Here is a 21,326-nt window from a genome sequence, read left to right as displayed (position 1 = left end):
CTCCTTGGGAATCCGCACCTTATGCCGTGTTCGTTGCTCTGCTGTCCACATGGCGTACTCCTGTCGAAGAGGACCATTTGGACATCATAGTTGCTTCTGAGTTTTCAAACCGTCTCTTAGAATGGCTGTGGTTCAGACTTTATGGTTTTAGAACAATTATTAGTCAAGTAGAAGAATAGTTCAGTGCAGAGGTTGGCGAGACTAAACACTTTATAGACGTTCTAGATTGGCCGCACGCCATATCTCATTGAAGATCAGAGCTGTTTGGGGTTGTGGATTTGGTGGAGGACTATTTTCGGCAACCGCCCAAACCAAGGCTGCACCTCCTCCAACTGCCGCGCCAACTGCAACAATCGATCCTCACTGCCAAACGCCCCCACAAACTGCACGCCCAGCGGCAAGCCCTCAGAAGTCCAATGCAGCGGCACACTCATCGAAGGCGTCCCGGTCAGATTCGATAACTGCGTAAAAGGCACAAACCGCAAATTGTCGATCGCAATCTTCTGCACGGTCGAATCCAGCAACCCAAGCCGCGCCAGCACCGCCATCAAGCCCGTCCCATGCAGGAAGCCGAACAGCGATTTCTCGAAGCCCGAAGGGTCGCCGGTACCGTGCGTGATCGGCGGCGAGGCCAGCGTCGGCGTCAGCAGGAAATCGTACTGCGCGTGGAAGGCAGCCAGCGAACGCGAAAACGCGTTCCAGCGGTTCAGCTCCGAGGTCAGCTTCCCGGCCGATACGCTCGAACCCAAGGTCACCAGGATCCGGTTCATCAACTCCAGATCGCCCGGCCGGCCACCGAGCGCCTTGAGCCGCGCCACCGTCGCCGGAATCTGCCCGAAGTACATGTGCAGATAGCTCTGCGCCAGCGCCGCCCCGTCGATCTGCGGCGCCGCTTCCTCGACGTGGTGGCCAAGACTCTCCAGCAGCTTGGCCGCCCGCTGCACGGCAAGCACCGCCTCCGGATGCACTTCGGTCCCGATCGGCGAAACCGCCGTAAACCCGATGCGTAGCCGCCCAGGCGAGCGCTGCATCGCCTGCACATAAGGCTCGGACGGCGGCGCAATCACGAACGGGTCGCCCGGCTCCGCACCCTGCAGCACGTCGAGCGCCATCGCCGCATCGCGCACGCTGCGCGTCAGCACGCCTTCGGTGGATGCGCCGAACCAGACCTCGCCGATGTCCGGTCCGGACGACACCCGCCCGCGCGAGGGCCGCAGGGCGAACAGGCCGCAGCAGGCTGCCGGAATGCGTAGCGAGCCGCCGCCGTCGTTTCCGGCCGCCATCGGCACGATGCCGGAGGCGACGGCCGCCGCCGCGCCGCCGCTGGAGCCGCCCGGCGTGCGCGTCAGGTCCCAGGGGTTGTTGGTACGGCCGAACAGCTCGGGATCGGTCACGCCGCGGATCGCGAATTCGGGCAGGTTGGTCTTGCCGAAGATGACCAGTCCGGATTTCAGGTAGCGCTCGACCACGTGCGCGTGGCGCGTGGGGACGATGCCGGCCATCGAGCGGCTGGCGTAGCTGGTCGGGACACCGGCGTAATCCTGCACGCAATCCTTGATCAGGAAGGGCACGCCGCCAAAAGGTCCAGCGGACAAGCCGGCCGCGATCTGCGAACGCGCCTGCGGCTCCATCAGCCGGATCACCGCATTCACGCTGCCGTGCACGCGGCCATGCTGGGCCAGCGCCAGGTCCAGGAGCTCTGGAGCCGAGACGTCGCCGCGCGCCACGTGCTGGGCGAGGGCGGTGGCATCGCAGGCGAGGTAGTCGGCAAAATCCATGCTAGTGTCTCCCTTATTGTTGTGATGTAATCTGACATCGCATATTGTCATAGAAGAAAATCCACCGCAATGTCCGAAGTTTCCCAACTCCTCACGACCATCAAGCGCCAGCTGAAACTGCAGGGCAAGACCTACCGCGACGTCGCAGCAAGCCTGCAGCTGTCGGAGGCGAGCGTCAAGCGCCTGCTGACCTCCGATACGCTGGGCGTCGACCGCCTGGTCGAGATCAGCAACATGCTCGGCTTCACGCTGGCCGAGCTGGCCCAGGAAGCGGCGCTGACGGAAACGCGGCTGCGCACCCTGAGCCCGGCGCAGGAAAAGGAACTGGTGTCGGACACGCGCCTGCTGCTGGTGGCCGTGTGCGCGCTGAACCACTGGACCCTGCAGGACATGCTGGCGGTGTACAGGCTGAGCGAGGCCGAGTGCCTGCAGAAGCTGCTGCACCTGGACCGCCTGCACCTGATCGCCCTGATGCCCGGCAACCGGATCCGCCTGAACGTGGCCCGCGATTTCGACTGGCTGCCCGATGGGCCGATCCGCCGCTATTTCCGCACCGAGGGTCTGAACGACTTCCTCGACAGCGGTTTCGACAAGCCGGAGCAGTCGCTGGCCTTCACCCACGGTATGCTGACGGAGAGCGCGCTGGCGCGCATGCAGGCCGAGCTGCGCCAGTTGCGCGCGCGCTTCGCCGAGCTGCACGAGGAAAGCCTGGCTTCGCCGCTGCCCAAGCGCCGCGGCAGCGGCCTGCTGCTGGCGCTGCGCGAGTGGGAGCCGGCGGCCTTCACGGCGCTGCGGCGCTGACCCTTCTTCTGTCATAAAAAAGGAGACGAGATGGAAGCAACACCGAGCTACGTGCATGGCGCACACGATGTTCCCCTGATCGGCGAGACGATCGGCAGCTTCCTCGCCGGCGTCGCCCAGCGGCACGGCAGCAACGATGCCCTGGTCGTGCCGCACCAGCAGGTGCGCTGGACCTACGCGGAGCTGGACGAACGCGTGACGCGGCTGGCGGCCGGGCTGCTGGCACTGGGCCTGCGTCCCGGCGACCGGGTCGGCATCTGGTCGCAGAACTGCGCGGAGTGGGTACTGGTCCAGTTCGCGACGGCGCGCGCCGGGCTGGTCATGGTCAACATCAATCCCGCCTACCGCCGCTCGGAACTCGAATACGTGCTGGCCAAGGTGCAGTGCGCGGCGCTGATCCTGGCGCCGAGCTTCAAGACCAGCGACTACCTGGCGATGGTCGCGGACGTGGTGCCGGAACTGGCGGCCAGCGCGTCCGGGCAACTGCAATCGAAAGCCTTGCCGCAGCTGCGCCACGTGATCCGGCTCGGCACCGACCGGACGCCAGGGATGTGGAATTTCGACGATCTTTTCAAGCCGACCGAAGCGCAGCTGGCCAATCTAAAAACCGTCGAAGCAAGCAACCAGTTCGACGACCCGGTCAACATCCAGTTCACCTCCGGCACCACCGGCTCGCCCAAGGGCGCGACGCTCACCCACCACAACATTCTGAATAACGGCTTCTTCATCGGCGAGGCGATGAAGCTGACGAGCCGCGACCGCCTCTGCATTCCGGTGCCGCTGTATCACTGCTTCGGCATGGTGCTGGGGAACCTCGCCTGCGTCACGCACGGCGCCGCGATGGTCTTCCCGGGCGAGAGCTTCGAACCCGTATCGGTACTGAAGACGGTGCAGGCAGAGCGCTGCACCGGCCTGCACGGTGTGCCGACGATGTTCATCGCACTGCTCGACCACCCGGATTTCGGCAGCTTCGATCTGTCGACGCTACGCACCGGCATCATGGCGGGTTCCCCCTGTCCGGCCGAGGTGATGAGCCGCGTGATCGAGCGCATGCACCTGTCCGAGATCACGATCGCCTACGGCATGACGGAGACCTCGCCGGTCAGCTTCCAGAGTTCGGTCGACGATCCGGTGCCGCTGCGCGTCTCGACCATCGGCCGCGTGCATCCGCACCTGGAGGTGAAGATCGTCGATACCGATGGCCGCATCGTCCCGCGCGGCGTCAAGGGCGAGCTGCTCACGCGCGGCTATTCGGTGATGCTCGGCTACTGGGGCGACGAGGAGAGGACGCGCGAGGCCATCGACGCCGCCGGCTGGATGCATACCGGCGATCTCGCCGTCATCGACGAGAATGGCTACGCGGCCATCGTCGGCCGCGCCAAGGACATGGTGATCCGCGGCGGCGAGAACATCTATCCGCGCGAGATCGAGGAGTTCCTGTACCGGCATCCGAAGGTGCTGGACGTGCAGTGCATCGGCGTGCCGGATGCGAAGTACGGCGAGGAGCTGTGCGCCTGCATCGTGCTGCGTCCCGGCGCCGCCTGCGACGAAGACGAGATCCGCGACTTCTGCAAGGGCCAGATCGCGCACTACAAGATCCCGCGCTACATCCGCTTCGTGTCCGGCTTCCCGATGACGGTCACCGGGAAGATCCAGAAGTATCTGCTGCGCGAGCAGGTGGCGAACGATCTCGGCCTGGTCGCCTGAGTCTTACAGGCTCTGCTCCCACACCAGCCGCCACACGCTGCGTGCGCGGCTCAGGTAGCTGCTGGCCAGGTCGGGCTCGCCCGCGTAGACGCTGCGCCCGGTGTGGTCCGGGTGCAGCAGGTCCGTCACCGACAGCCGCAGCTTCGACTTCGCATCGCGCTTCCACAGCGCGTACAGGTCGAGCTGCTGCCTGGCGCCGCCGTAGTCGGCCAGCAGGGGACTCTGGCGCGAGGCGTAGCCGCCGCGGTAGTTCCAGCTGCCGCCCATCTCGACCGGGCGGCCGGGCGCCGCGTAATCGAGACCGAGATTGCCGGTCCACGCGGGCTGGCCGGCAATGCGGTTGTCCGGCCCCGCCACCGCTTCCAGGCGCGACCAGTTGCGCGCCAGGTTCAGGCGTCCCGCGAACGCGCCGCGCCGCCCCTTCGCTTCGAACTCCAGCCCACGTACCGTCGCCGCGCCCATATTGTCCGGCGTGACGATCCACACGCCGTTCTGCTGGAACACGCGGTCGAGCGTGATGTCGCGGATGCGCTTGGCGAAGGCGCTCACGCTCAGCATGTCGTCCTTGCCCATGTAGTGTTCCCAGGCCAGGTCGGCGCCGAGCGCCAGCTCCGGCCGCAGGTTGGGGTTGCCCTGCTGGTCGGGGTTGGTGGCGCTGTTGTTGTTGTCGACCGTGTAGCGGCGCGGCATGAGCTGGGCGATCTGCGGCGCTTTATAGGTGCGGCTGAGGGCGAAGCGGAACTGGTCGCGGCCTTTGGCCTCATCCTGTGCAGCCGGCTTGAACAGGGTCTGGAAGATCGGGCTCCACACGGCGGAATCGACGTCGACCGCGGCATGGGCATTGCCCTGGCCGGTGGTGTGCAGCGCTTCGCGGCGCAGGCCCAGATAGGCCGACCAGGCCTCGCTCAGGTCCCATTCGTCCTGGATCCAGAGGGCGGTGCGCGCGACCTTGGCCTGGTAGGCTTCGTCGCTGTCCAGCAGCGGGCGCCCCAGCGCATCGGCCTGGTGCTCGCGCCGGAATTCTTCGCGCCGCGTGCGGCCGAGTTCCCAGCCCAGGGCCAGCGCATGCGTCTTGAAGAGCGGGCGGCGGTAGCTGCCGTTGAAGTTCAGGCCGCGTTCAAGCTGGCCGGAGTCCACCCGGTGCGTTTCCAGCAGGGTGTCCGCAAGGTCCATGCCGCGGTAGAGGAAATCCGCATCCAGCTTCCTCGCATAGCCGGACAGCTTGGCCGACAGGCGGCCGCCCTGGTCCAGCTTGCGGGTCCAGGACAGGTCCGCGTAGCCCTGCGGCGGCGAGTCGGCGCGGTAGCGGCTGGCGCCGTGCGGGAAGCTGGTGGGAGCGCCGACCAGGCTGTCCTCGATCTCGGTCTTGGTATTGTCGATGCGCTTCCAGCGCACCCAGCTTTGCGAGGACAGGGTGTCGCTTGTTGTGGGCTGCCAGTCCAGGCGCGGCGTCAGTTCGAGGCGGTCCTCGGTCTGGCGGTCGATCCAGGCCGTGCGGCGCAGCAGGGGCAGGGCGCGGCTTTCCTCGGTCGTCGCGCCGCTGTAGGTGTCGGCGCGGCGCGTGAAGCTGGCCGTCAGCGACCAGCCGAGCGCACCGCTGCGGCCGGCGTGGGTGGCGCTCAGGCTGGGCGCCAGGCGGCCGGCGGCGTGGCCGGTGCCGGCTTTGATCTCGGTCTGCGGCTGGTCCGTCTTGCCGGCCTTGCGCAGCACGATGTTGATGGCGCCGGCCACTGCCTGGCCGCCCGTCTCGGCGGTGGGTGCGCGCAGAATCTCGATGCGCTCGACCAGTTCGGGTTCAATGGTCTCCAGCGAAAAGCCGCCCGGCGCCGGCAGGCCGTTCAGCAGGATCGCGACATAGCCGGCGCCCAGGCCGCGCATGCGGATCGCCGCCTTGCCGGGCACGCCGTCGATGCTGATGCCGGGCTGGCGCTTGAGCACATCGGTGAGGCTGGTATCGCCCTGGCGCAGGATCTCTTCGCGCGTGACGACGATGGCGGCGGTGGTCGATTGCGCGCGCTGCTGCAGGGCACTGGCGCTGACGTTCACCTGCTGCATGGGTTGCGGGGTCTGCGTTTGCGCGGAAGCGGCGGCGTGGAAGGCGAGCAGCAGGGCGGGGCGGAAGGCGGTGCGGATCGTGGTCATAAGCTTGTTATCTTTCTTGATAACAAAACTATGGCCTGCGGCCGGCCGTATGGACAAGCGTCGTGGGACGAATCGCCGCCCGGCTGGGATGGCGCGATTTTTCCGGCTTGCTGGCGCGCGCCCGCCATGAAAGGGGCGGAGTAAGCTTTTAGGCCACGAACCTCGTGGTTCGAAAGGAGAGCAGCATGCAAACCGTTTCGCAAGTCATGACACGCAATGCGCGCTGGGTGGCGCCGGGCGAAAGCCTGCAGCGCGCCGCGCAACTGATGGGTGAGCTGGACGTGGGCGCCTTGCCCGTGTGCGAAGGCGAGCGCCTGGTGGGAATGGTGACCGACCGCGACATCGCCGTTCGCGGCATGGCCGCCGGCAAGGCGCCGCAAACCGCCCACGTCGATGAAGTGATGAGCGCCGACGTCCGCTGGTGCTTCGAAGATCAGCCGCTGGACGAGGTCATGGCGCAGATGGGCGACAGCCAGATCCGCCGCGTGCCGGTGGTCTCGCACGACGAGCAGCACCGCCTGCTCGGCATCGTCGCGCTGGGCGACCTGGCGACCAGGGCCGACGGGGCCGCGAGCGACCGCGTCGAGCAGGTGATGGCGCAGGTATCACAGCCCACCTCGCAGCCTACCTCGCAGCCTTCAGGCGGCGCCGCAACCGGCATGAAGAACGGCGTGCCCGAAGCGCTCACCGGACTCGACGAGCGCAGCCCAGGCGGGCGGCTCGAAGAGGTGGGTGTCTCGGGCCAGCCGCGCGTCACCAACCCGGGCGAGCCGATGCACAACCCCGGCTCCTACGACCCCGCCGACAATGCCAGCCTGCAGGAAGACGTCGACGGCCGCAAGCCGCCGTCGAAGCCGTCGAACGCGGTCTAGGCCAGTCCGGTTCAACGTCCCTGCGCCGGCGCCTCGATGCGGTAATCCCAGGCCGCCAGGGTCTGCTGCCTGGCGCCCGGCAGCGCATACTTCTGCGCCGCGTTCGACAGGTTGACGCTGACCTTGACGGTATTGCCCTCGCGCCGGCGCAGGAAGGCGAAGACCTTGTCGTTGCCGGTCTCCAGCACCTCGATGCCGCCGCCGTACTGGCCGTTCCACAGCGCCGGGTTGTCGTGCTTCAGCTTGAGCACGCTGGTGTAGAAGGGCACGTAGGGGTAGTTCTTCCAGGCTATCGGATCTTTCTCGAAGAACTCGATGCGCTTGTCCAGGCCCGCTTCCTGGCCGCCGTAGATGAGCGGCATGCCGGGCAGGGTGGCGGCCAGCACCGCCATCGCCTTGAAGGCCGGGCCGTAGAGTTCGACGTCGCTGCCGGACCAGGAATTCTCGTCGTGGTTCGAGGTGAAGCGCATGCGGTAGGCGCCCGCCGGGAAGGTCTTGGGCGGGTGGGCCAGGAAGTCCTTCAGCGCGCGCGCATCCTTCTTGCCCTTGGCGATGTCCTTGAACAGGTCCTTGGTGTCCCAGCCGTAGCTCATGTCGAAGGCGTGCTCCTGCAGCTCGGGCTTGTCGGCCTCGGCCAGCATGAAGACCGGCTTGACGCGGTCCAGCGCATCGCGCGCCTGGTTCCAGAACGGCGTCGGCACCTTGCCGGCGACGTCGCAGCGGAAGCCGTCGATGTCGGTCTCGCGCACCCAATACAGCATCGCGTCCGTCATGCCCTTCCACAAGTCCTTGTTGCGGTAGTCGAGACCGGTGACGTCGGTCCAGTATTCCGGCTCGGCACCCTCGGTATAGGTGACCGGGAAGATTTCGCCTTTCTCGTCGAGCAGATACCAGTCCTTGTGCTCGACGGTCCAGCGGTTGTCGAAGGCCGTGTGGTTGGCGACCCAGTCGATGATCACTTTCATGCCCAGGCCGTGCGCCTGCTTGACCAGCGCCTTGAAGTCCGCCAGGTTGCCGAACTCGGGATTGACCGCCGTGTAGTCGCGCACCGCGTAATAGCTGCCCAGCGTGCCCTTGCGGTTCTTCTCGCCGATCGGCTGGATCGGCATCAGCCACAGGATGTCGACGCCCATTTTCTTAAGGCGCGGCAGGTGGGCGGCAAAGGCCTTGAACGTGCCTTCTTTCGTGTACTGGCGGATATTGACTTCGTAGATGTTGGCATTCTTCGACCAGGCCACGTGGGCGATCGGCGGTGCCGCCGGTGCGGTATCGGCGGCTTGCGCCGGCACGTAGGCGAACAGGCCGCTCAGGGCGAGGGCGCTTGTAGCAAGGGTACGGGCAAACTGTCTCATTGTCGTTCAAGTCCTGTAGTTTAGTTACATTGCTGCGCCGATTCTAAACCGGTTTGGCCCGCTCGCGTGGGAATACGCCGACAAAAAGTCGAGCCAAGTTGACCGCGATTTTGTGCGATATTGGACAGAGTAGCCCGGCGGGGAGAGGCTACTGTAGGCGTACAGAGGAACTCATCATGAAGACGCCCACCATCATCGCCATCGTATTCTGTGGAGCTGCGCGGATCGCGTGCGCGCAGGACGCGTCCGCTGCCGGAGAGCGCGCGGCGCCGGCTGCTGCGCCCGGAGCGTCCGCCGGCGCCGCGTCCGCGAACGCCGGCCCGCACGACATCGCCGTGTTCACCGGCGTGCCGACCCATACCCGCGGCACGGACTGGGCCAGCCCGCGCCGCCGCGGCTATGGCGAGCTGGAAGCGCGCTCGCCGCTGGGCGGCATCGAAGGCTTCACCCTGGGCCGCCAGTACAACCTGGAATACCTGTCGCTGGCCGACGTCGGCGACCCTTTCCACGCCGGCACCGCCGGACGGCCCGGCAAGCTGATCGGGCAGAACGGCCTGCTCGCCAGGGACAACGTGCGCTACTACAGCAGCCGCGTCGACGGCCTGTCGACCGGTGCTTCCTGGACCGTCGACAGCCTCGGCGGCGACTCGATGGGCGACCGCGCCTGGGGCATGACGGTGGGTGTCGACATGGGCGCCTTCTCGCTGCGCGCCGCGCACCAGAACCGCCACGTGGCCCAGATCCGCCTGTACGACCTGACCGGCGCCAGCATGGACGCCAAGAACTCGCTGGTGGCCGCCAACCTGCACACGCGCTGGGGCACGGCCTACGCGGCCTATGCCGCCAACCGCGGCTGGGGCAGCTCGCCTCTGTACAACCCGGACAATCCCTACGGCGCCGGCGTGGCCAGCACGTCCTCGACCGACAGCCGCGACACCATCGTCGGCGTGGCGCTGCCGATGACGCGCACCACCACCTTCCTGGCGTCCTTCATCCACAAGAACGACCGCGACCTCGCCAACCGCGACGCCAGGCAGTTCGCGGTCGGTGCCAGCTACGTGGTGTCGCGCAAGACCGACTTCTACGCGGCGCTGTCGCACACGGTCACGACCAATGGCAATGGCGTGCTGATCGGCGAGGCCTCGCGCCTGAACGGCAGTTCCGCCGTGAACGTCGGCATGCGCCATGCGTTTTGAAATTGGGGTAGCCTGAACCCATGACTTTTTGCATTTGAATCGGAGGATATATGACTGGCTCGAGCACACTAGACCCGGATAACTTTCCCGGCGCACCGGACCGTAGCCTTGGCAAAGGCCACGGCGTCGATGCCCTTGGCCCGAGCGACGTGACCGACAGCGGCAGCGACGTCATCGGCGGCCCGGGCTTCGCGGCCAACCTGGACGAAGACCAGGTACTGGACCTGGACAAAGGCACGACCTCGGACAACGAGGAAGGCTACGCCCACGACAGCGCCGGCGCCGACATGGGCGACCCCAACCTGGAAAGCGACAGCGACTTCGGCGGCACCGGCGAACGCGCCGCGGCCGGCCGCGACCTGAACATCAAGGACGGCGCCGACATCGACACCGACCACATCGAATCGATTCCGGACCTGCCGCTGAGCGACGAGGATGTCGATTTCCTCGGCAGCGAGCCGCCGAAGGGGCCGGCGCCGGGCAAGTAAGCGCCAGAAGTTTTTACTATTGGCAAAAAACCGGGCGTTCGCCCGGTTTTTTTACGTCGGCGCGGGCACAGGGTGCCTACGCCGGCCGCGCCCGCCCTACCGTAGGGTGGGCACCCCGTGCCCACGCACAAACGTTCAACTCAGGCATGCCAAACGTTCCGCGCCGCCGGCCGCCGCATAATCCCCCAAGCCGCCAACAAAGCCCCACCCACAATCACCGCCTTCACCGGCGTCGACCGCAACTGATAAGCCTGGTACACACTGTGCTCGGTGGTCTTGTGCGGCAGATTGTTCCGCTGGCGCAGCTCGCGCGCCGGATCGGGCGCGTACAGGGCGTCGCGGCGGTCCGGGTTGTTCGGCTGGTCCGGCTGCTGCTCCTGGCGGAACACCATCGCCCGCATCAGGCCGTCCAGCGGGCGCGGCAGCACATTGCCCAGCACCGACATCAGCTTGGCGCGCCCGCCCACGAACAGGTCGCGCTCCGGCGTCGCGGCCGCGTGCAGGATGGTCTTGGCCACCAGTTCCGGCGCGTAGATCGGCGGCGGCAGGTCGGGCTCGTGTTCCATGTAGTTTTTCGCGTGGGCCGTGAACGGGGTGTCGATCGCGGCCGGCTTGACCAGGGTGAGCGAGATCGGCGCATCGTCCTTTTCCAGCTCCATGCGCAGCGATTCCGTGAAGGCTCGCACCGCGTGCTTGGAGGCCGCATACGTGCCCATCAGCGGCACCGAGCGGTCCGAGGCTTCGCTGCCGACGTTGATGATGGCGCCGCCGCCGCGCGGCTTCATCAGCTTGACCGCGGTCAGGCTGCCGTGCACCACGCCCCAGAAATTGGTCTGCATGACGCGCTGCATGTCTTCGATGGCCGTCTGTTCCAGGCTGCCGTAGACGCCGATGCCGGCATTGTTGACCCAGGTGTCGATGCGGCCGAAGCGCTCGATCGCCGCCTGGCCCACGCGCTCGACGTCGGCCGGGTTGCCGACGTCGGCCGCCACCGTGATCGCATCGACGCCGCGCTGGCGCATCTCGTGCGCCAGGGTGTCCAGCGCATCGGCGTCGCGCGCGGTCAGCACCAGCTTGACGCCGGCTTCGGCGGCCTGGCGTGCCGTCACCAGGCCGATGCCGCTGGTGGCGCCGGTGAGGACCATCACTTGCTCGTTCAGTTTCTTGAGTTTGACTGCCATGATCGTTCCTTTCGTGTCCGGTGCGTTCAGAAGGCGCTACGCAAACCGCTGCGCAAACCGCTGCGCAGGCTGCTGCGACGGGTCAGTTTCCAGGCGGCGAACAGGGCGCCGGCGCCGATCAGCGCGGGCATGAATTTGTTCGCGCGCAGCGAGACGGCGGTATAGGCGCTGGACTCGGCCACGTGGTGCTTGTCGTCCATGCCCTGGCGCTGGCGCAGCTCGTTGCGCGGATCGGGTTCGTACAGCGCGTCGCGCCGGTTCGGCGAGCTCGGCTGGTCGGATTGCTGCTGCTTGAACATCGCCGCGTTCATCACCTTGTCGAGCACGCGCGGCATGGCGAAGGCGTTGGCCGAGATCGCCTTGGAAGCGCCGCCGACGAACACGTCGCGCTTCTGGTTCTGGGCCGCGTACAGGATGGATTTCGCGACCACTTCCGGCGCGTAGATCGGCGGCGGCAGCGCCGGTTCCTTTTCCATGTAATTCTTCGCGTGCACCGCGAACATGGTATCGATCGCGGCCGGCTTGATCAGGGTGACGGCCATCGGCGCGCCTTCCTTTTCCAGCTCCATGCGCAGGGCGTCGGTGAAGGCTTTCACCGCGTGCTTGGAGGCCGAGTACAGGCCCTGCAGCGGCACCGCGCGCTCGGACAGTTCGCTGCCCAGGTTGATGATGGCGCCGCCGCCGCGCGTCTTCATGTGCTTGACCGCTTCCAGCGAGCCGTGCACCACGCCCCAGTAATTGGTCTGGAACAGGCGCTGCATGTCTTCCAACGGCACATCCTCGTTGCGGCCGAAGATGGAGATACCCGCATTGTTGACCCAGGTGTCGATGCGGCCGAAGCGCTCCATCGCCGTGCTGCCGATGCGTGCGACATCTTCCTGCTTGCCGACGTCGGCGGTGACGGTGGCGACCTGGGTGCCTTTGCGGCGCAGCTCGCTCGCCAGCTGGTCCAGGGCTTCGGCGTTGCGTGCTGCCAGCACCAGCTTGGCACCTTGCTCGGCGGCCATGCGCGCCGTGGTCAGGCCGATACCGCTGGTGGCGCCGGTGATGACCATCACCTGTTCGTCGATCTTGCGTAATTGCACTGACATATTCTTCCCCTTGGTGAGATGGTGAACCCGACAATCCTACAAGAGAAAAAAAATGCCCTGCGCAAGGCAGGGCATAAGTGAGGCTCAGGAAACTTTGCAGTTTTACTTCTTGCCCGGCTGATAGATTTGATCGAATATGCCGCCGTCCGCGAAGTGGGTTTTCTGCGCCTTGGTCCAGTCGCCGGCGACTTCGTCGATGGTGAACAGCTTCACTTTCGGGAACTGTGCCGCGTACTGCTTGGCGTAGGGCTCGACCACCGGACGGTAGTAGTGCTTGGCGGCGATCTTCTGGCCTTCGGCGCTGTACAGGTATTGCAGGTAGGCCTCGGCGACGGCACGGGTGCCGCGCTTGTCGACGACCTTGTCGACCACCGCCACCGGCGGCTCGGCCAGGATGCTGCTTGACGGCGCCACGATTTCGAACTTGTCCGGGCCGAGTTCCCTCACGGCCAGCAGGGCTTCGTTTTCCCAGGCCAGCAGCACGTCGCCGATGCCGCGTTCGGTAAAGGTGGTGGTGGCGCCGCGTGCGCCGGAATCCAGCACCGGCACGTTCTTGTACAGTTTGGCGAGATAGTCGCGGGCGCTGGCATCGCTGCCGCCCGGCAGGCGCAGCGCATAGCCGTAGGCGGCCAGGTGGTTCCAGCGCGCGCCGCCCGAGGTCTTCGGGTTCGGCGTGATCACGGAGATGCCTGGTTTGACCAGGTCGCCCCAGTCGCGGATCTGTTTCGGGTTGCCCTTGCGGACCAGGAACACGATGGTCGAGGCGTAAGGGGTGCTGCGGTGGGCCAGGCGCTGCTGCCAGTTGTGCGCGATAAGGCCGCGTTCGCTGATAGCATCGACGTCATAGGCCAGGGCCAGCGTGACCACGTCGGCGGACAGGCCGTCGATGACCGAGCGCGCCTGCTTGCCGGAGCCGCCGTGCGATTGCTTGATGGTGACGTTGTCGCCGGTCTTGGCTTTCCACTGGCGCGAGAACGCCTGGTTGAAATCCTGGTACAGCTCGCGCGTCGGGTCGTACGAGACGTTCAGCAGGGTGATGTCCGCGGCGTAGGCGGCGGACTGGCCCAGAGTAACTGCAAGGGCCAGCGCGGTGGCGATTTTTTTATGAAACATCGTTTTCTTTCGAGCAGTGAGGAAACCATAGAGTAGGTCCCTGCTCAGCGAAAGAAAACGAATTTAAACGATGAACCTTATGCGCTTTTCAGTGCGTCGCTTATTTGGCCTTCGACAGGATCAGCAGCCAGCGGCGGAACAGCAGCACCTCCAGGTGGCCGGGGACGACGCCGGTATCGAATTCGATGACCGGGTTCACTGCGTAGAAGCGCTTGCGGAAGTCACGGGTAACAAGAATTTCGCGGCGGCCGAGGCGAACCAGGAACGGGGTCGGAGCGTATTCGAGGCCGAAAGAGCTGTTCAGAGTCGTCATGATGATCCCTTCTTCGAGTTGTGTTCTTCAAGATTGTGTTGCAGTGAGGACAGAATAGCACAACCACTGTATAAATCCACAGTTACTGTACAAAATCCCAGTTCTATTTCGCAACTGTTGTATTTTCAGCATATCGCCCCAATTGGAGCCTTATGCTGAAAACCGTCCACCGCTCAGTTCGCCAATTCATGGCCGCACGCTTCTCTCCCGAGGGGGAGATGGGCCTCCATTTCACCATCGGCATCGCCCTGATCCTGTGCGCCGCGCTGGCCTTCAGCGAGATCGCCGAGGACGTGGTCGAGGGCGACACCATCACCCTCATCGATGTCCAGCTGGCCCACTGGTTCCGCCAACGGGCCAGCCACGGCAGCGGCTTCACCGACGCCATGCTCCTCATCACGCACTGGAACGGCATCGTCGGCGCCAGCATCATGGGCGTGCTGCTGGCGCTCTGGTTCTGGTACCGTAAGGCGCACTACTGGCTGGTCGTGACCCTGGTGGCGGTGCCGGGCGGGATGCTGCTGAACGTCGCCCTCAAGCACATCTTCCGGCGCGCCCGTCCGTCCCTGGAGGACCCCTTGCTGACCCTGTCCACCTACAGCTTCCCGAGCGGCCATACGGCGGCCGCGACCGTGTTCTACGGCCTGCTGGCCTGCTACCTGGTGCGCCGCGTGCAGACCTGGCCGGCGCGGCTGGCCGTGGTCGCAGGCTGCGTGCTGATGGTGATGCTGGTGGCGCTGTCGCGCATGTACCTGGGCGTGCACTACCTGTCCGACGTGCTGGCGGCCAGCGCGGAAGGCGCGGCCTGGCTGGCGGTCTGCATTACGGCGGTGTCGACGCTGCACCGGCGCCGTCTCAACCGGGTGCGCGGCAAGGAGGTAGCGGCATGAACGCGCCTGGCAAACCGCTCACCGTGATCGTCAACGGCGGCGCCGGTCACGGCCACGACGACCAGGCCGCCGACGACCTGCGTACCAAGCTGAAGGACGCCGGGCTGGATGCCGAGCTGGTGCTGGCGAAGGATGGCGAACAGATGATCGCCACCGCGCGCCGCGCGCTGGCGCAGGGCGCGCAGATGGTGGCGGCCGGCGGCGGCGACGGCACCATCAACGCCGTCGCCTCCGTGATGGTGGACAGCGGCGTGCCGTTCGGCGTGCTGCCGCTCGGGACGCTGAACCACTTCGCGAAGGACCTCGGCATCCCGCTCGACCTCATTGATGCGGTGAAGAACCTGGCCACCGGCACGCCGCGCCGGGTCGACGTCGGCGAAGTCAACGGCCGCATCTTCCTGAACAATTCCAGCCTGGGCCTGTACCCGGACATCGTGCGCGACCGCGAGAAGCAGCAGCGCCGCCTGGGCCGCGGCAAGTGGCCGGCGGCCGTGTGGGCCACGCTGGCGGCGCTGCGCCGCTATCCCTTCCTGTCGATGCGCCTGACGGTCGATGGCGAAACCCTGGCACGGCGCACGCCCTTCGTCTTCATCGGCAACAACCGCTACACGATGCAGGGCCTGGCCATCGGCGAGCGCGACCGCCTCGACGACGGTTTGCTGAGCCTGTACGTGGCCCAGCATCCGACCCGCCTGGGCTTGCTGCGCTTCGCGGTCGACGCCTTGCTGGGCAAGCTCGGCAGCGAGCGCGATTTCGACGTGCTGGAATCGAACGGCTTCGAGATCGACACCCACCACAAGCGCCTGCACGTCGCCACCGATGGCGAAGTCACGCAGATGGACACGCCGCTGCGCTACCGGGTGCGGCCTGGCGCACTGACGGTGCTGGTCCCAGGAGCGACAATCGACACGACACACACAACAAAAACACCGGGAAAGGAGTTGGAACCCCATGCGCACACTCGTACATCTCTCTGACCTGCATTTCGGCCGCGTCGACCCCGAACTGCTGGATCCACTGCGCGAGCTCGTCCACAAGATCGCACCGACCGTGGTGGTGGTCTCGGGCGACCTGACGCAGCGCGCCAAAAGCGAACAATTCGAGGAGGCCAAGACCTGGCTCGACACCCTGCCGGGCCCGCAGATCATCGTCCCCGGCAACCACGACATCTCGCTGTACAACGTGTTCCGCCGCTTCGTGCTGCCGCTCGAACGCTACAAGCGCTACATCACCGACGACCTCGATCCGGTCTACATCGACGACGAGATCGCGGTGCTGGGCGTGAACACGGCGCGCTCGCTGACCGTCAAGGACGGCCGCCTGAACAAGGAACAGATCGCGAAGATCCGCGAGACCCTGGCCGGGCTGCCGAAGGACGTCGTGCGGGTGGTCGTGACCCACCATCCCTTCGAGCTGCCGGAAGGCTGCACCGAAGAAGACGACCTGGTCGACCGCGCGCAGATGGCGATGGAAGCCTTTGCGGAAAGCGGCGTCGACCTCCTGATGGCCGGCCACCTGCACAAGAGCCATGCCGGCAATACGCAGGCGCGCTACAAGATCAGCGAGTACGCCGCGCTGGTGGTGCAGGCCGGCACCGCGACCTCGACCCGCGGGCGCGGCGAAGTGAACTCCTTCAATGTGATCCGCACCGAGCCGCAGAAGATCGAAGTCGACCGCTACGGCTGGGACGCCGTGCACAAGCAGTTCCAGCTGCTGGCGACGGAGAAGTTCCTGCGTAGTGGGAATATCTGGGCCGAGGTGAATGAGGGGATGATGGCGGCGGGGATTTGATCGTCGTTCCCGCGAAAGCGGGAACCCATGCTGAAGTACAGAATTCGGCAGCTTGGAAACACCTCATCATATCCGAGGTACGGACTTCGGTGACTCAGTATGGATTCCCGCCTTCGCGGGAACGACGTTCAATAGCGCGGGAACGACGGCTCAGATCCAGTACTCGCCCAACCTTGCCGCCCATTCCCGAATCCGGTCCATCCACGGCCGGTGCTTCCACTGCTCCAGCGTGACCTGCTTCGAATCGCGCAAGTCCTCATTGAAGGCACTCTCCATGGCCTGGCCGAAGGCCGGGTCCAGCACCACCACGTTCAGCTCGTAGTTGTGCAGGAAGCTGCGGCGGTCGATGTTGGCCGAGCCGATGGTCGACCAGGCGCCGTCGATCACGGCCGTCTTCGCGTGCAGCACCGCGATCTGCAGCTCGAAGATCTTGACCCCGGCCTGCAGCAGCTGGTCGTAGAAGCCCTGGCCGGCATAGCGGATCAGGCTGTGGTCGGACACGCCCGGCAGCACCAGTTTCACGTCCACGCCGCGCTTCGCGGCCTCGCTCAGGGCGTCGACGATCTGCTGGTCGGGCACGAAGTAGGCGGAAGTGATGTGGATGCTCTTCTTCGCTTCCGTGATCGCCACCACCAGCGCCTTGTAGATGCTGGAGTCGCCTTCCGGATTGGCGGCCAGGACGCGGATCAGCTTGTCGCCGACCGGCGCGAGGGCAGGGAAGTACTCGGCCTTCGGCAGCTCGCCGCCTTCCTGCTGCACCCACAGGTTGACGAAGGAGTACTGCAGCGGCGCCACCGCCGGACCCTCGATCTTGACGTGGGTGTCGCGCCAGCCGACCTTCGAGCCGTCCGGGTTCGCCCGCTTGGATTTGGAGCGGAACAGCGAGCTGTTGGCATAGGTCGAGCTGATGTTGATGCCGCCGGTGAAGGCAACGCGGCCGTCGACCACCATCAGCTTGCGGTGGTTGCGGTTGTTCAGGTCCCAGTTGCCCTTGGCCTTGGCCGGGTTGACCGGGTTGAAGATCAGGACCCGGATGCCGGCCGCGCGCATGCGCTCGAAAAAGGCGGCCGGGGTGGCAAGCGCGCCGACCGCGTCGACCATGATGTTGACGGCCACGCCCTGGCGCTGCTTCTCGATCAGCACGTCGGCGAATTCGTTGCCGATCTGGTCCTGGTCGAAGATATAGGTTTCCAGGTTGATCGAACTGGTGGCGGCGCGCGCCGCGGCCATCATCTCGCGCATGGTGGCGGGGCCGTCGAACAGCAGGGTCACGCGGTTGCCGGCGATGAGCGGCACGCCGGTCGCTTCTTCCTCGAGCAAGGCCAGGTTCTTCAGGTCGCTGGTTGCATTCGCCCAGCGCTTCGATACCAGCGCCGACACCTGCTTCGGCGCCAGCGCGCCCCTGGCGGTGGCGACCGTGGGCGTGGCCTTGTCCGGGGTGCTGGTCTCGATCGCGGGCAGGGACTTGCAGGAGATCAGGGCCAGGCCCAGGCAGAGGACGGACAACCAGGCTTGCAGGCGCTTCGGGCTCATTCGATACCTCGTTTGGGTTCGCTCAGAAAATCGGCCCTGGGGCCGATGAAGAAATCAATCGGCGCCGCGCGCAGGCGCCGGCCCAGCGCGCGCAGCAACTTGAAGCCGTGGTAGAAACGGATCTTGCGGGCGCGCAGCGCCACCCACAGCGCCAGGCCGAAGCTGACCAGCAGATTGACCGTGCCGATCAGGGCGATGCCCAGCACGGCCATGCCGGCCTGTTCCCAGCCCAGGTTGTAGTCGAGGCCGACGAAGCCGATCGCCAGGTAGGCCGAGGAGAAGGTCACGTGGCGGATGTCGAGCGGCAGGCCGAGCAGGAAGCCGACCGTGCCCGTCACGCCCATCAGGACGCCGAATACGGCATTGCCCATCAGGCCGCCCAGGTTGTCCTCGACGTAGCGGCCGAAGCGTGCCAGGCGCTCCTTGCCGAGCAGGCGCCGCAGCAGGTGCAGTTGCTCGACGCGCCGCGCCATCCGGGTGTACAGCGCCTTGTTGTCGTAGTAGCCCGACACCAGGCCGGAGACGAACAGCCAGACCCCGGCGATGGCCGCATGCAGCAGGGCCAGCGAATGCCAGGGGTGGCTGTCTTCGATCAGGTGACGCGCCTTGAACACGTTCACCAGGTGGTGGCCGGTCAGGTACCAGTAACCCAGCGCCAGCAGGAAGGAAATCGGGATCACGGTCGCCAGGTTGCCCAGCACCGCCACCAGCTGGGTGCGGAACACGTTGTTGACCAGGGCCGCCATGCTGTCGGCGTCGGCTTGCCGGTATCGGCCGCCTTTCTGGTCGCTCTCGTGCAGGGCGGCGGCGATGCGCGCGGCCGTCATCGCCGGCTGCTTGGTGGCGATGGTGAAATGCAGCACGTGGACCAGCATGAAGCCGAGCGCGTAGTTCAGGCTGTACAGGCCGGCCTCGATCAGCGGCGCGCGCTGCAGGTAGGACAGCAGGATCTTGATGATCGCCATCGCGCTGATGATGAAGCCGGCGCCGGCCGCGGCATTGAACATCTCGCGCAGCGCGCCGCGGTGCTCGGCGATGTAATGCTCGCCGGTGCGGCTGGCGTTTTCGGTCACGTTGCGGGCCAGCAGGTCGACGTTGTCGCGCACCAGGCCGCGCACCTGGTACTTGGTGTTGTGGGCTTCGGCCAGCTCCTGGGCCAGGTCGAGCGCGGCGGCGCGGCGCAGCGCGGTCGGCGCTTCGGCGGTGGCGGTGGCCTCGTCCGCCAGCGCTTTCAGGTCGAGCGTCGGCGCACCGGGCAGGGCGCCGCTGGTATCGACCAGGAACAGGAGCTTCCTCAGCCGGTCGACGCTCTGGGTGATCGCCAGCAGCAGGTAGGTCAGCGAGACGCTGGTGCCGGCCGCCAGTGCGCGCCGCCTGACCTTCAGCACCACCTCTTCGCACTGGTCGAGCATGACCAGCAGGTGGCGGGCGTCGTCCATGCGCTCGGCTTCGCCGCTCAGCAGGCGGTTGTACTGGTCGAGGTAGTTGTTGGCCTCGATATTCTGCATCAGGAAGGGCGAGTCGACTTCCTCGATTTCCATGTGCGCGTGGATCAGCTTGGGCTCCAGGCCCAGCGCGCAGACGCGGCAGGAGAGGGTGCGGATCGCATCAAGCAGGCCCAGCAGGGTGACATGGCGCGCGCGGTCGGGCGTGGGCTTCGTCTCCCCGCTGTGCGGCGGCGGCGCGTTCGAGACGGTGTCGAACAGCGCCAGCCAGTCGGCGTTCGGCACGCCGCGGATCCAGACGTAGTCGTCTTCGCGGCACAGCAGGCGGTCGAGGGTGTCGGACAGGTAGATCTCGTCCAGCGCCGGCGGCAGGATGCGGTAGGCGATGCGCTTCTTCAGTTCGGTAAAAAAGCCATCGTTCGACAGGATGCCGACGTCGGAATACAGGCTGGTGTGGCGGCGTGTTTCTAGCAGGGTGGTGATGTAGCGGCGCAGGGCCCAGGCGTGGACGGGATCGCCTTTCAAGAGTTGGGTGAGGGTGCGTACCTGGGCACGCGCGTAGGCGAGGTCGTGCGCGCGGCGTGGGCGCAGCTTGTCGACCAGGTCGACCAGCAGGTCGATGCGGTCGCTGTCCGGATCGAGACGTTCAAGAATGTCGAGCATAAACGCTAGTGTACCTAGGGAACGCCACAGAGGAGTGTTCGCCACCGAACTGAGCGGCCCGGCGCCTGCACCGCTGCGGCTGCCGGGTTACACTTGCGGGAGATGATTTTGCACGACGACTAGGAAAAAACGATGTACCTGACTTATTACAACGGCGAATGGGCCGAAGGGAATACGCCGCTGTTCGGCGCGATGGACCACAGCGTGTGGCTGGGCTCGTCGGTGTTCGACGGCGCCCGCGCCCTGCGCGGCCACCTGCCGGACCTGCGGCCGCACCTGCAGCGCGTGATCGATTCGGCAGACAAGCTGGGCCTGACCTGCGCGCTGTCGGTGGACCAGATGGAAGCGCTGGTGCGCGAAGGCGTGGCCAAGTTCCCGCCGGAAGCCGAGCTCTACATTCGTCCGCTGGTGTTCGCCTCCGAAGGCTTCCTGATCCCGGTGCCGGAAAAGGCCGGCTTCGCCCTGACCCTGTTCGACGCGCCGCTGCCGCCGTTTACCGGCTTCTCGGCCTGCCTGTCCGAACTGCACCGTCCGCAGCCGACCATGGCGCCGACGGATGCCAAGGCCTCGGCCCTGTACGCCAACACCGCCCGCGCCCTGCGCGAAGCGAAGTCGCGCGGCTTCGACAACGCGGTGCTGCTGGACCTGGCCGGCAACGTGGCCGAGTTCGCCTCTTCGAACCTGTTCCTGGTCACCGCGGACGGCGCGGTGGTGACGCCGGCGCTGAACGGCACCTTCCTGGCCGGCATCACCCGCGCCCGCGTGATCGCGCTGCTGAAGGAGGCCGGCGTGACCGTCGAGGAACGCACCGTGCTGCCGGCCGAGCTGGACAGCGCCCGCGAAATCTTCAGCACCGGCAACTACGGCAAAGTCACACCCTGCACCCGCTACGAAGCGCGCGAACTGCCGGCCGGCCCGGTGGCCAGGCAGGCCCGCGACCTCTACATGGCCTACACCGAAACCACCTGAG

At 66.1% G+C, this 21,326-nt stretch carries 18 protein-coding genes; 9 read left to right on the top strand and 9 right to left on the bottom strand.

What is annotated here, in order from left to right; all coding sequences use genetic code 11:
• Positions 1 to 254 precede the first annotated feature (254 nt).
• Complete coding sequence (locus tag NX782_RS12880) at positions 255 to 1,778, bottom strand: amidase (protein WP_258845869.1); 1,524 nt, start codon at positions 1,776 to 1,778, stop codon at positions 255 to 257.
• Between the two features lie 69 nt (positions 1,779 to 1,847).
• On the opposite strand from NX782_RS12880, the gene NX782_RS12875 reads away from it, so the two are divergent.
• Together NX782_RS12875 and NX782_RS12870 are read left to right on the top strand one after the other, a co-directional pair.
• Positions 1,848 to 2,579, top strand: a complete 732-nt coding sequence (locus NX782_RS12875; protein WP_258845868.1) for a transcriptional regulator — start codon at positions 1,848 to 1,850, stop codon at positions 2,577 to 2,579.
• A gap of 30 nt (positions 2,580 to 2,609) precedes the next feature.
• On the top strand, positions 2,610 to 4,286 hold the full coding sequence (locus NX782_RS12870; RefSeq protein ID WP_258845867.1) for an AMP-binding protein: 1,677 nt from the start codon (positions 2,610 to 2,612) through the stop codon (positions 4,284 to 4,286).
• Positions 4,287 to 4,289: 3 nt separating this feature from the next.
• Here the strand turns inward: NX782_RS12870 and NX782_RS12865 are convergent, their stop codons facing one another.
• Positions 4,290 to 6,428: a TonB-dependent receptor plug domain-containing protein gene (locus NX782_RS12865; RefSeq protein WP_258845866.1), complete on the bottom strand. Its 2,139-nt coding sequence runs from the start codon at positions 6,426 to 6,428 to the stop codon at positions 4,290 to 4,292.
• Positions 6,429 to 6,613: 185 nt separating this feature from the next.
• Between NX782_RS12865 and NX782_RS12860 the strand changes: the two genes are divergently transcribed.
• The gene (locus tag NX782_RS12860; protein ID WP_258845865.1) at positions 6,614 to 7,300 is read left to right on the top strand and encodes a CBS domain-containing protein; all 687 of its coding nucleotides are present in this window, start codon (positions 6,614 to 6,616) and stop codon (positions 7,298 to 7,300) included.
• A gap of 11 nt (positions 7,301 to 7,311) precedes the next feature.
• Here the strand turns inward: NX782_RS12860 and NX782_RS12855 are convergent, their stop codons facing one another.
• Positions 7,312 to 8,652: an alpha-amylase family glycosyl hydrolase gene (locus tag NX782_RS12855; protein WP_258845864.1), complete on the bottom strand. Its 1,341-nt coding sequence runs from the start codon at positions 8,650 to 8,652 to the stop codon at positions 7,312 to 7,314.
• A gap of 176 nt (positions 8,653 to 8,828) precedes the next feature.
• On the opposite strand from NX782_RS12855, the gene NX782_RS12850 reads away from it, so the two are divergent.
• Complete coding sequence (locus NX782_RS12850; protein WP_258845863.1) at positions 8,829 to 9,848, top strand: porin; 1,020 nt, start codon at positions 8,829 to 8,831, stop codon at positions 9,846 to 9,848.
• Positions 9,849 to 9,898: 50 nt separating this feature from the next.
• A complete protein-coding gene (locus NX782_RS12845; protein WP_258845862.1) occupies positions 9,899 to 10,336 on the top strand; it encodes a hypothetical protein in 438 nt (145 codons plus the stop codon).
• Between the two features lie 140 nt (positions 10,337 to 10,476).
• On the opposite strand, the gene NX782_RS12840 is transcribed toward NX782_RS12845, so the two are convergent.
• From NX782_RS12840 to NX782_RS12825, 4 genes are all read right to left on the bottom strand, one after another.
• On the bottom strand, positions 10,477 to 11,517 hold the full coding sequence (locus NX782_RS12840; RefSeq protein WP_258845861.1) for an SDR family oxidoreductase: 1,041 nt from the start codon (positions 11,515 to 11,517) through the stop codon (positions 10,477 to 10,479).
• A gap of 26 nt (positions 11,518 to 11,543) precedes the next feature.
• Entirely contained in the window at positions 11,544 to 12,608 is a 1,065-nt protein-coding gene (locus tag NX782_RS12835; protein WP_258845860.1) for an SDR family oxidoreductase, read from the bottom strand.
• Between the two features lie 102 nt (positions 12,609 to 12,710).
• On the bottom strand, positions 12,711 to 13,721 hold the full coding sequence (locus NX782_RS12830) for a sulfate ABC transporter substrate-binding protein (protein ID WP_258845859.1): 1,011 nt from the start codon (positions 13,719 to 13,721) through the stop codon (positions 12,711 to 12,713).
• A 100-nt stretch (positions 13,722 to 13,821) separates the two neighbouring features.
• Positions 13,822 to 14,034, bottom strand: coding sequence for a hypothetical protein (locus NX782_RS12825; RefSeq protein ID WP_258845858.1), 213 nt, complete (start codon positions 14,032 to 14,034; stop codon positions 13,822 to 13,824).
• Positions 14,035 to 14,252: 218 nt separating this feature from the next.
• On the opposite strand from NX782_RS12825, the gene NX782_RS12820 reads away from it, so the two are divergent.
• Genes NX782_RS12820 through NX782_RS12810 form a run of 3 tightly spaced genes read left to right on the top strand, consistent with a single transcriptional unit; the run spans position 14,253 to position 16,715 of the window.
• The gene (locus NX782_RS12820; RefSeq protein ID WP_258845857.1) at positions 14,253 to 14,924 is read left to right on the top strand and encodes a phosphatase PAP2 family protein; all 672 of its coding nucleotides are present in this window, start codon (positions 14,253 to 14,255) and stop codon (positions 14,922 to 14,924) included.
• The gene (locus NX782_RS12815; RefSeq protein WP_258845856.1) at positions 14,921 to 15,901 is read left to right on the top strand and encodes a diacylglycerol/lipid kinase family protein; all 981 of its coding nucleotides are present in this window, start codon (positions 14,921 to 14,923) and stop codon (positions 15,899 to 15,901) included. The genes NX782_RS12820 and NX782_RS12815 overlap by 4 nt, the downstream gene beginning before the upstream one ends.
• Positions 15,876 to 16,715 carry a metallophosphoesterase family protein gene (locus tag NX782_RS12810; RefSeq protein ID WP_258845855.1) on the top strand — a complete coding sequence of 280 codons (840 nt, stop codon included), beginning with the start codon at positions 15,876 to 15,878 and terminating at the stop codon, positions 16,713 to 16,715. Before NX782_RS12815 ends, NX782_RS12810 begins: the two co-directional genes overlap by 26 nt.
• A gap of 150 nt (positions 16,716 to 16,865) precedes the next feature.
• Here NX782_RS12810 and cls read toward each other — a convergent pair whose 3' ends face one another.
• Positions 16,866 to 18,248 (bottom strand): cardiolipin synthase, encoded by a 1,383-nt coding sequence (gene cls, locus NX782_RS12805; RefSeq protein WP_258845854.1) that lies wholly within the window; start codon positions 18,246 to 18,248, stop codon positions 16,866 to 16,868.
• Positions 18,245 to 20,356, bottom strand: coding sequence for a site-specific recombinase (locus NX782_RS12800; protein ID WP_258845853.1), 2,112 nt, complete (start codon positions 20,354 to 20,356; stop codon positions 18,245 to 18,247). Before NX782_RS12800 ends, cls begins: the two co-directional genes overlap by 4 nt.
• 132 nt (positions 20,357 to 20,488) lie before the next feature.
• Here NX782_RS12800 and NX782_RS12795 point away from each other — a divergent pair, with 132 nt between their 5' ends.
• Positions 20,489 to 21,325: a branched-chain amino acid aminotransferase gene (locus NX782_RS12795; RefSeq protein WP_258845852.1), complete on the top strand. Its 837-nt coding sequence runs from the start codon at positions 20,489 to 20,491 to the stop codon at positions 21,323 to 21,325.
• The last annotated feature ends 1 nt before the right edge of the window (position 21,326 follow it).

It is taken from the genome of Massilia norwichensis (assembly GCF_024753245.1).
GTDB lineage: Bacteria > Pseudomonadota > Gammaproteobacteria > Burkholderiales > Burkholderiaceae_D > Telluria > Telluria norwichensis.
The sequence above is the reverse complement of the archived record's forward strand: the minus strand, read 5'-3'. Positions and strand labels throughout refer to the sequence as shown.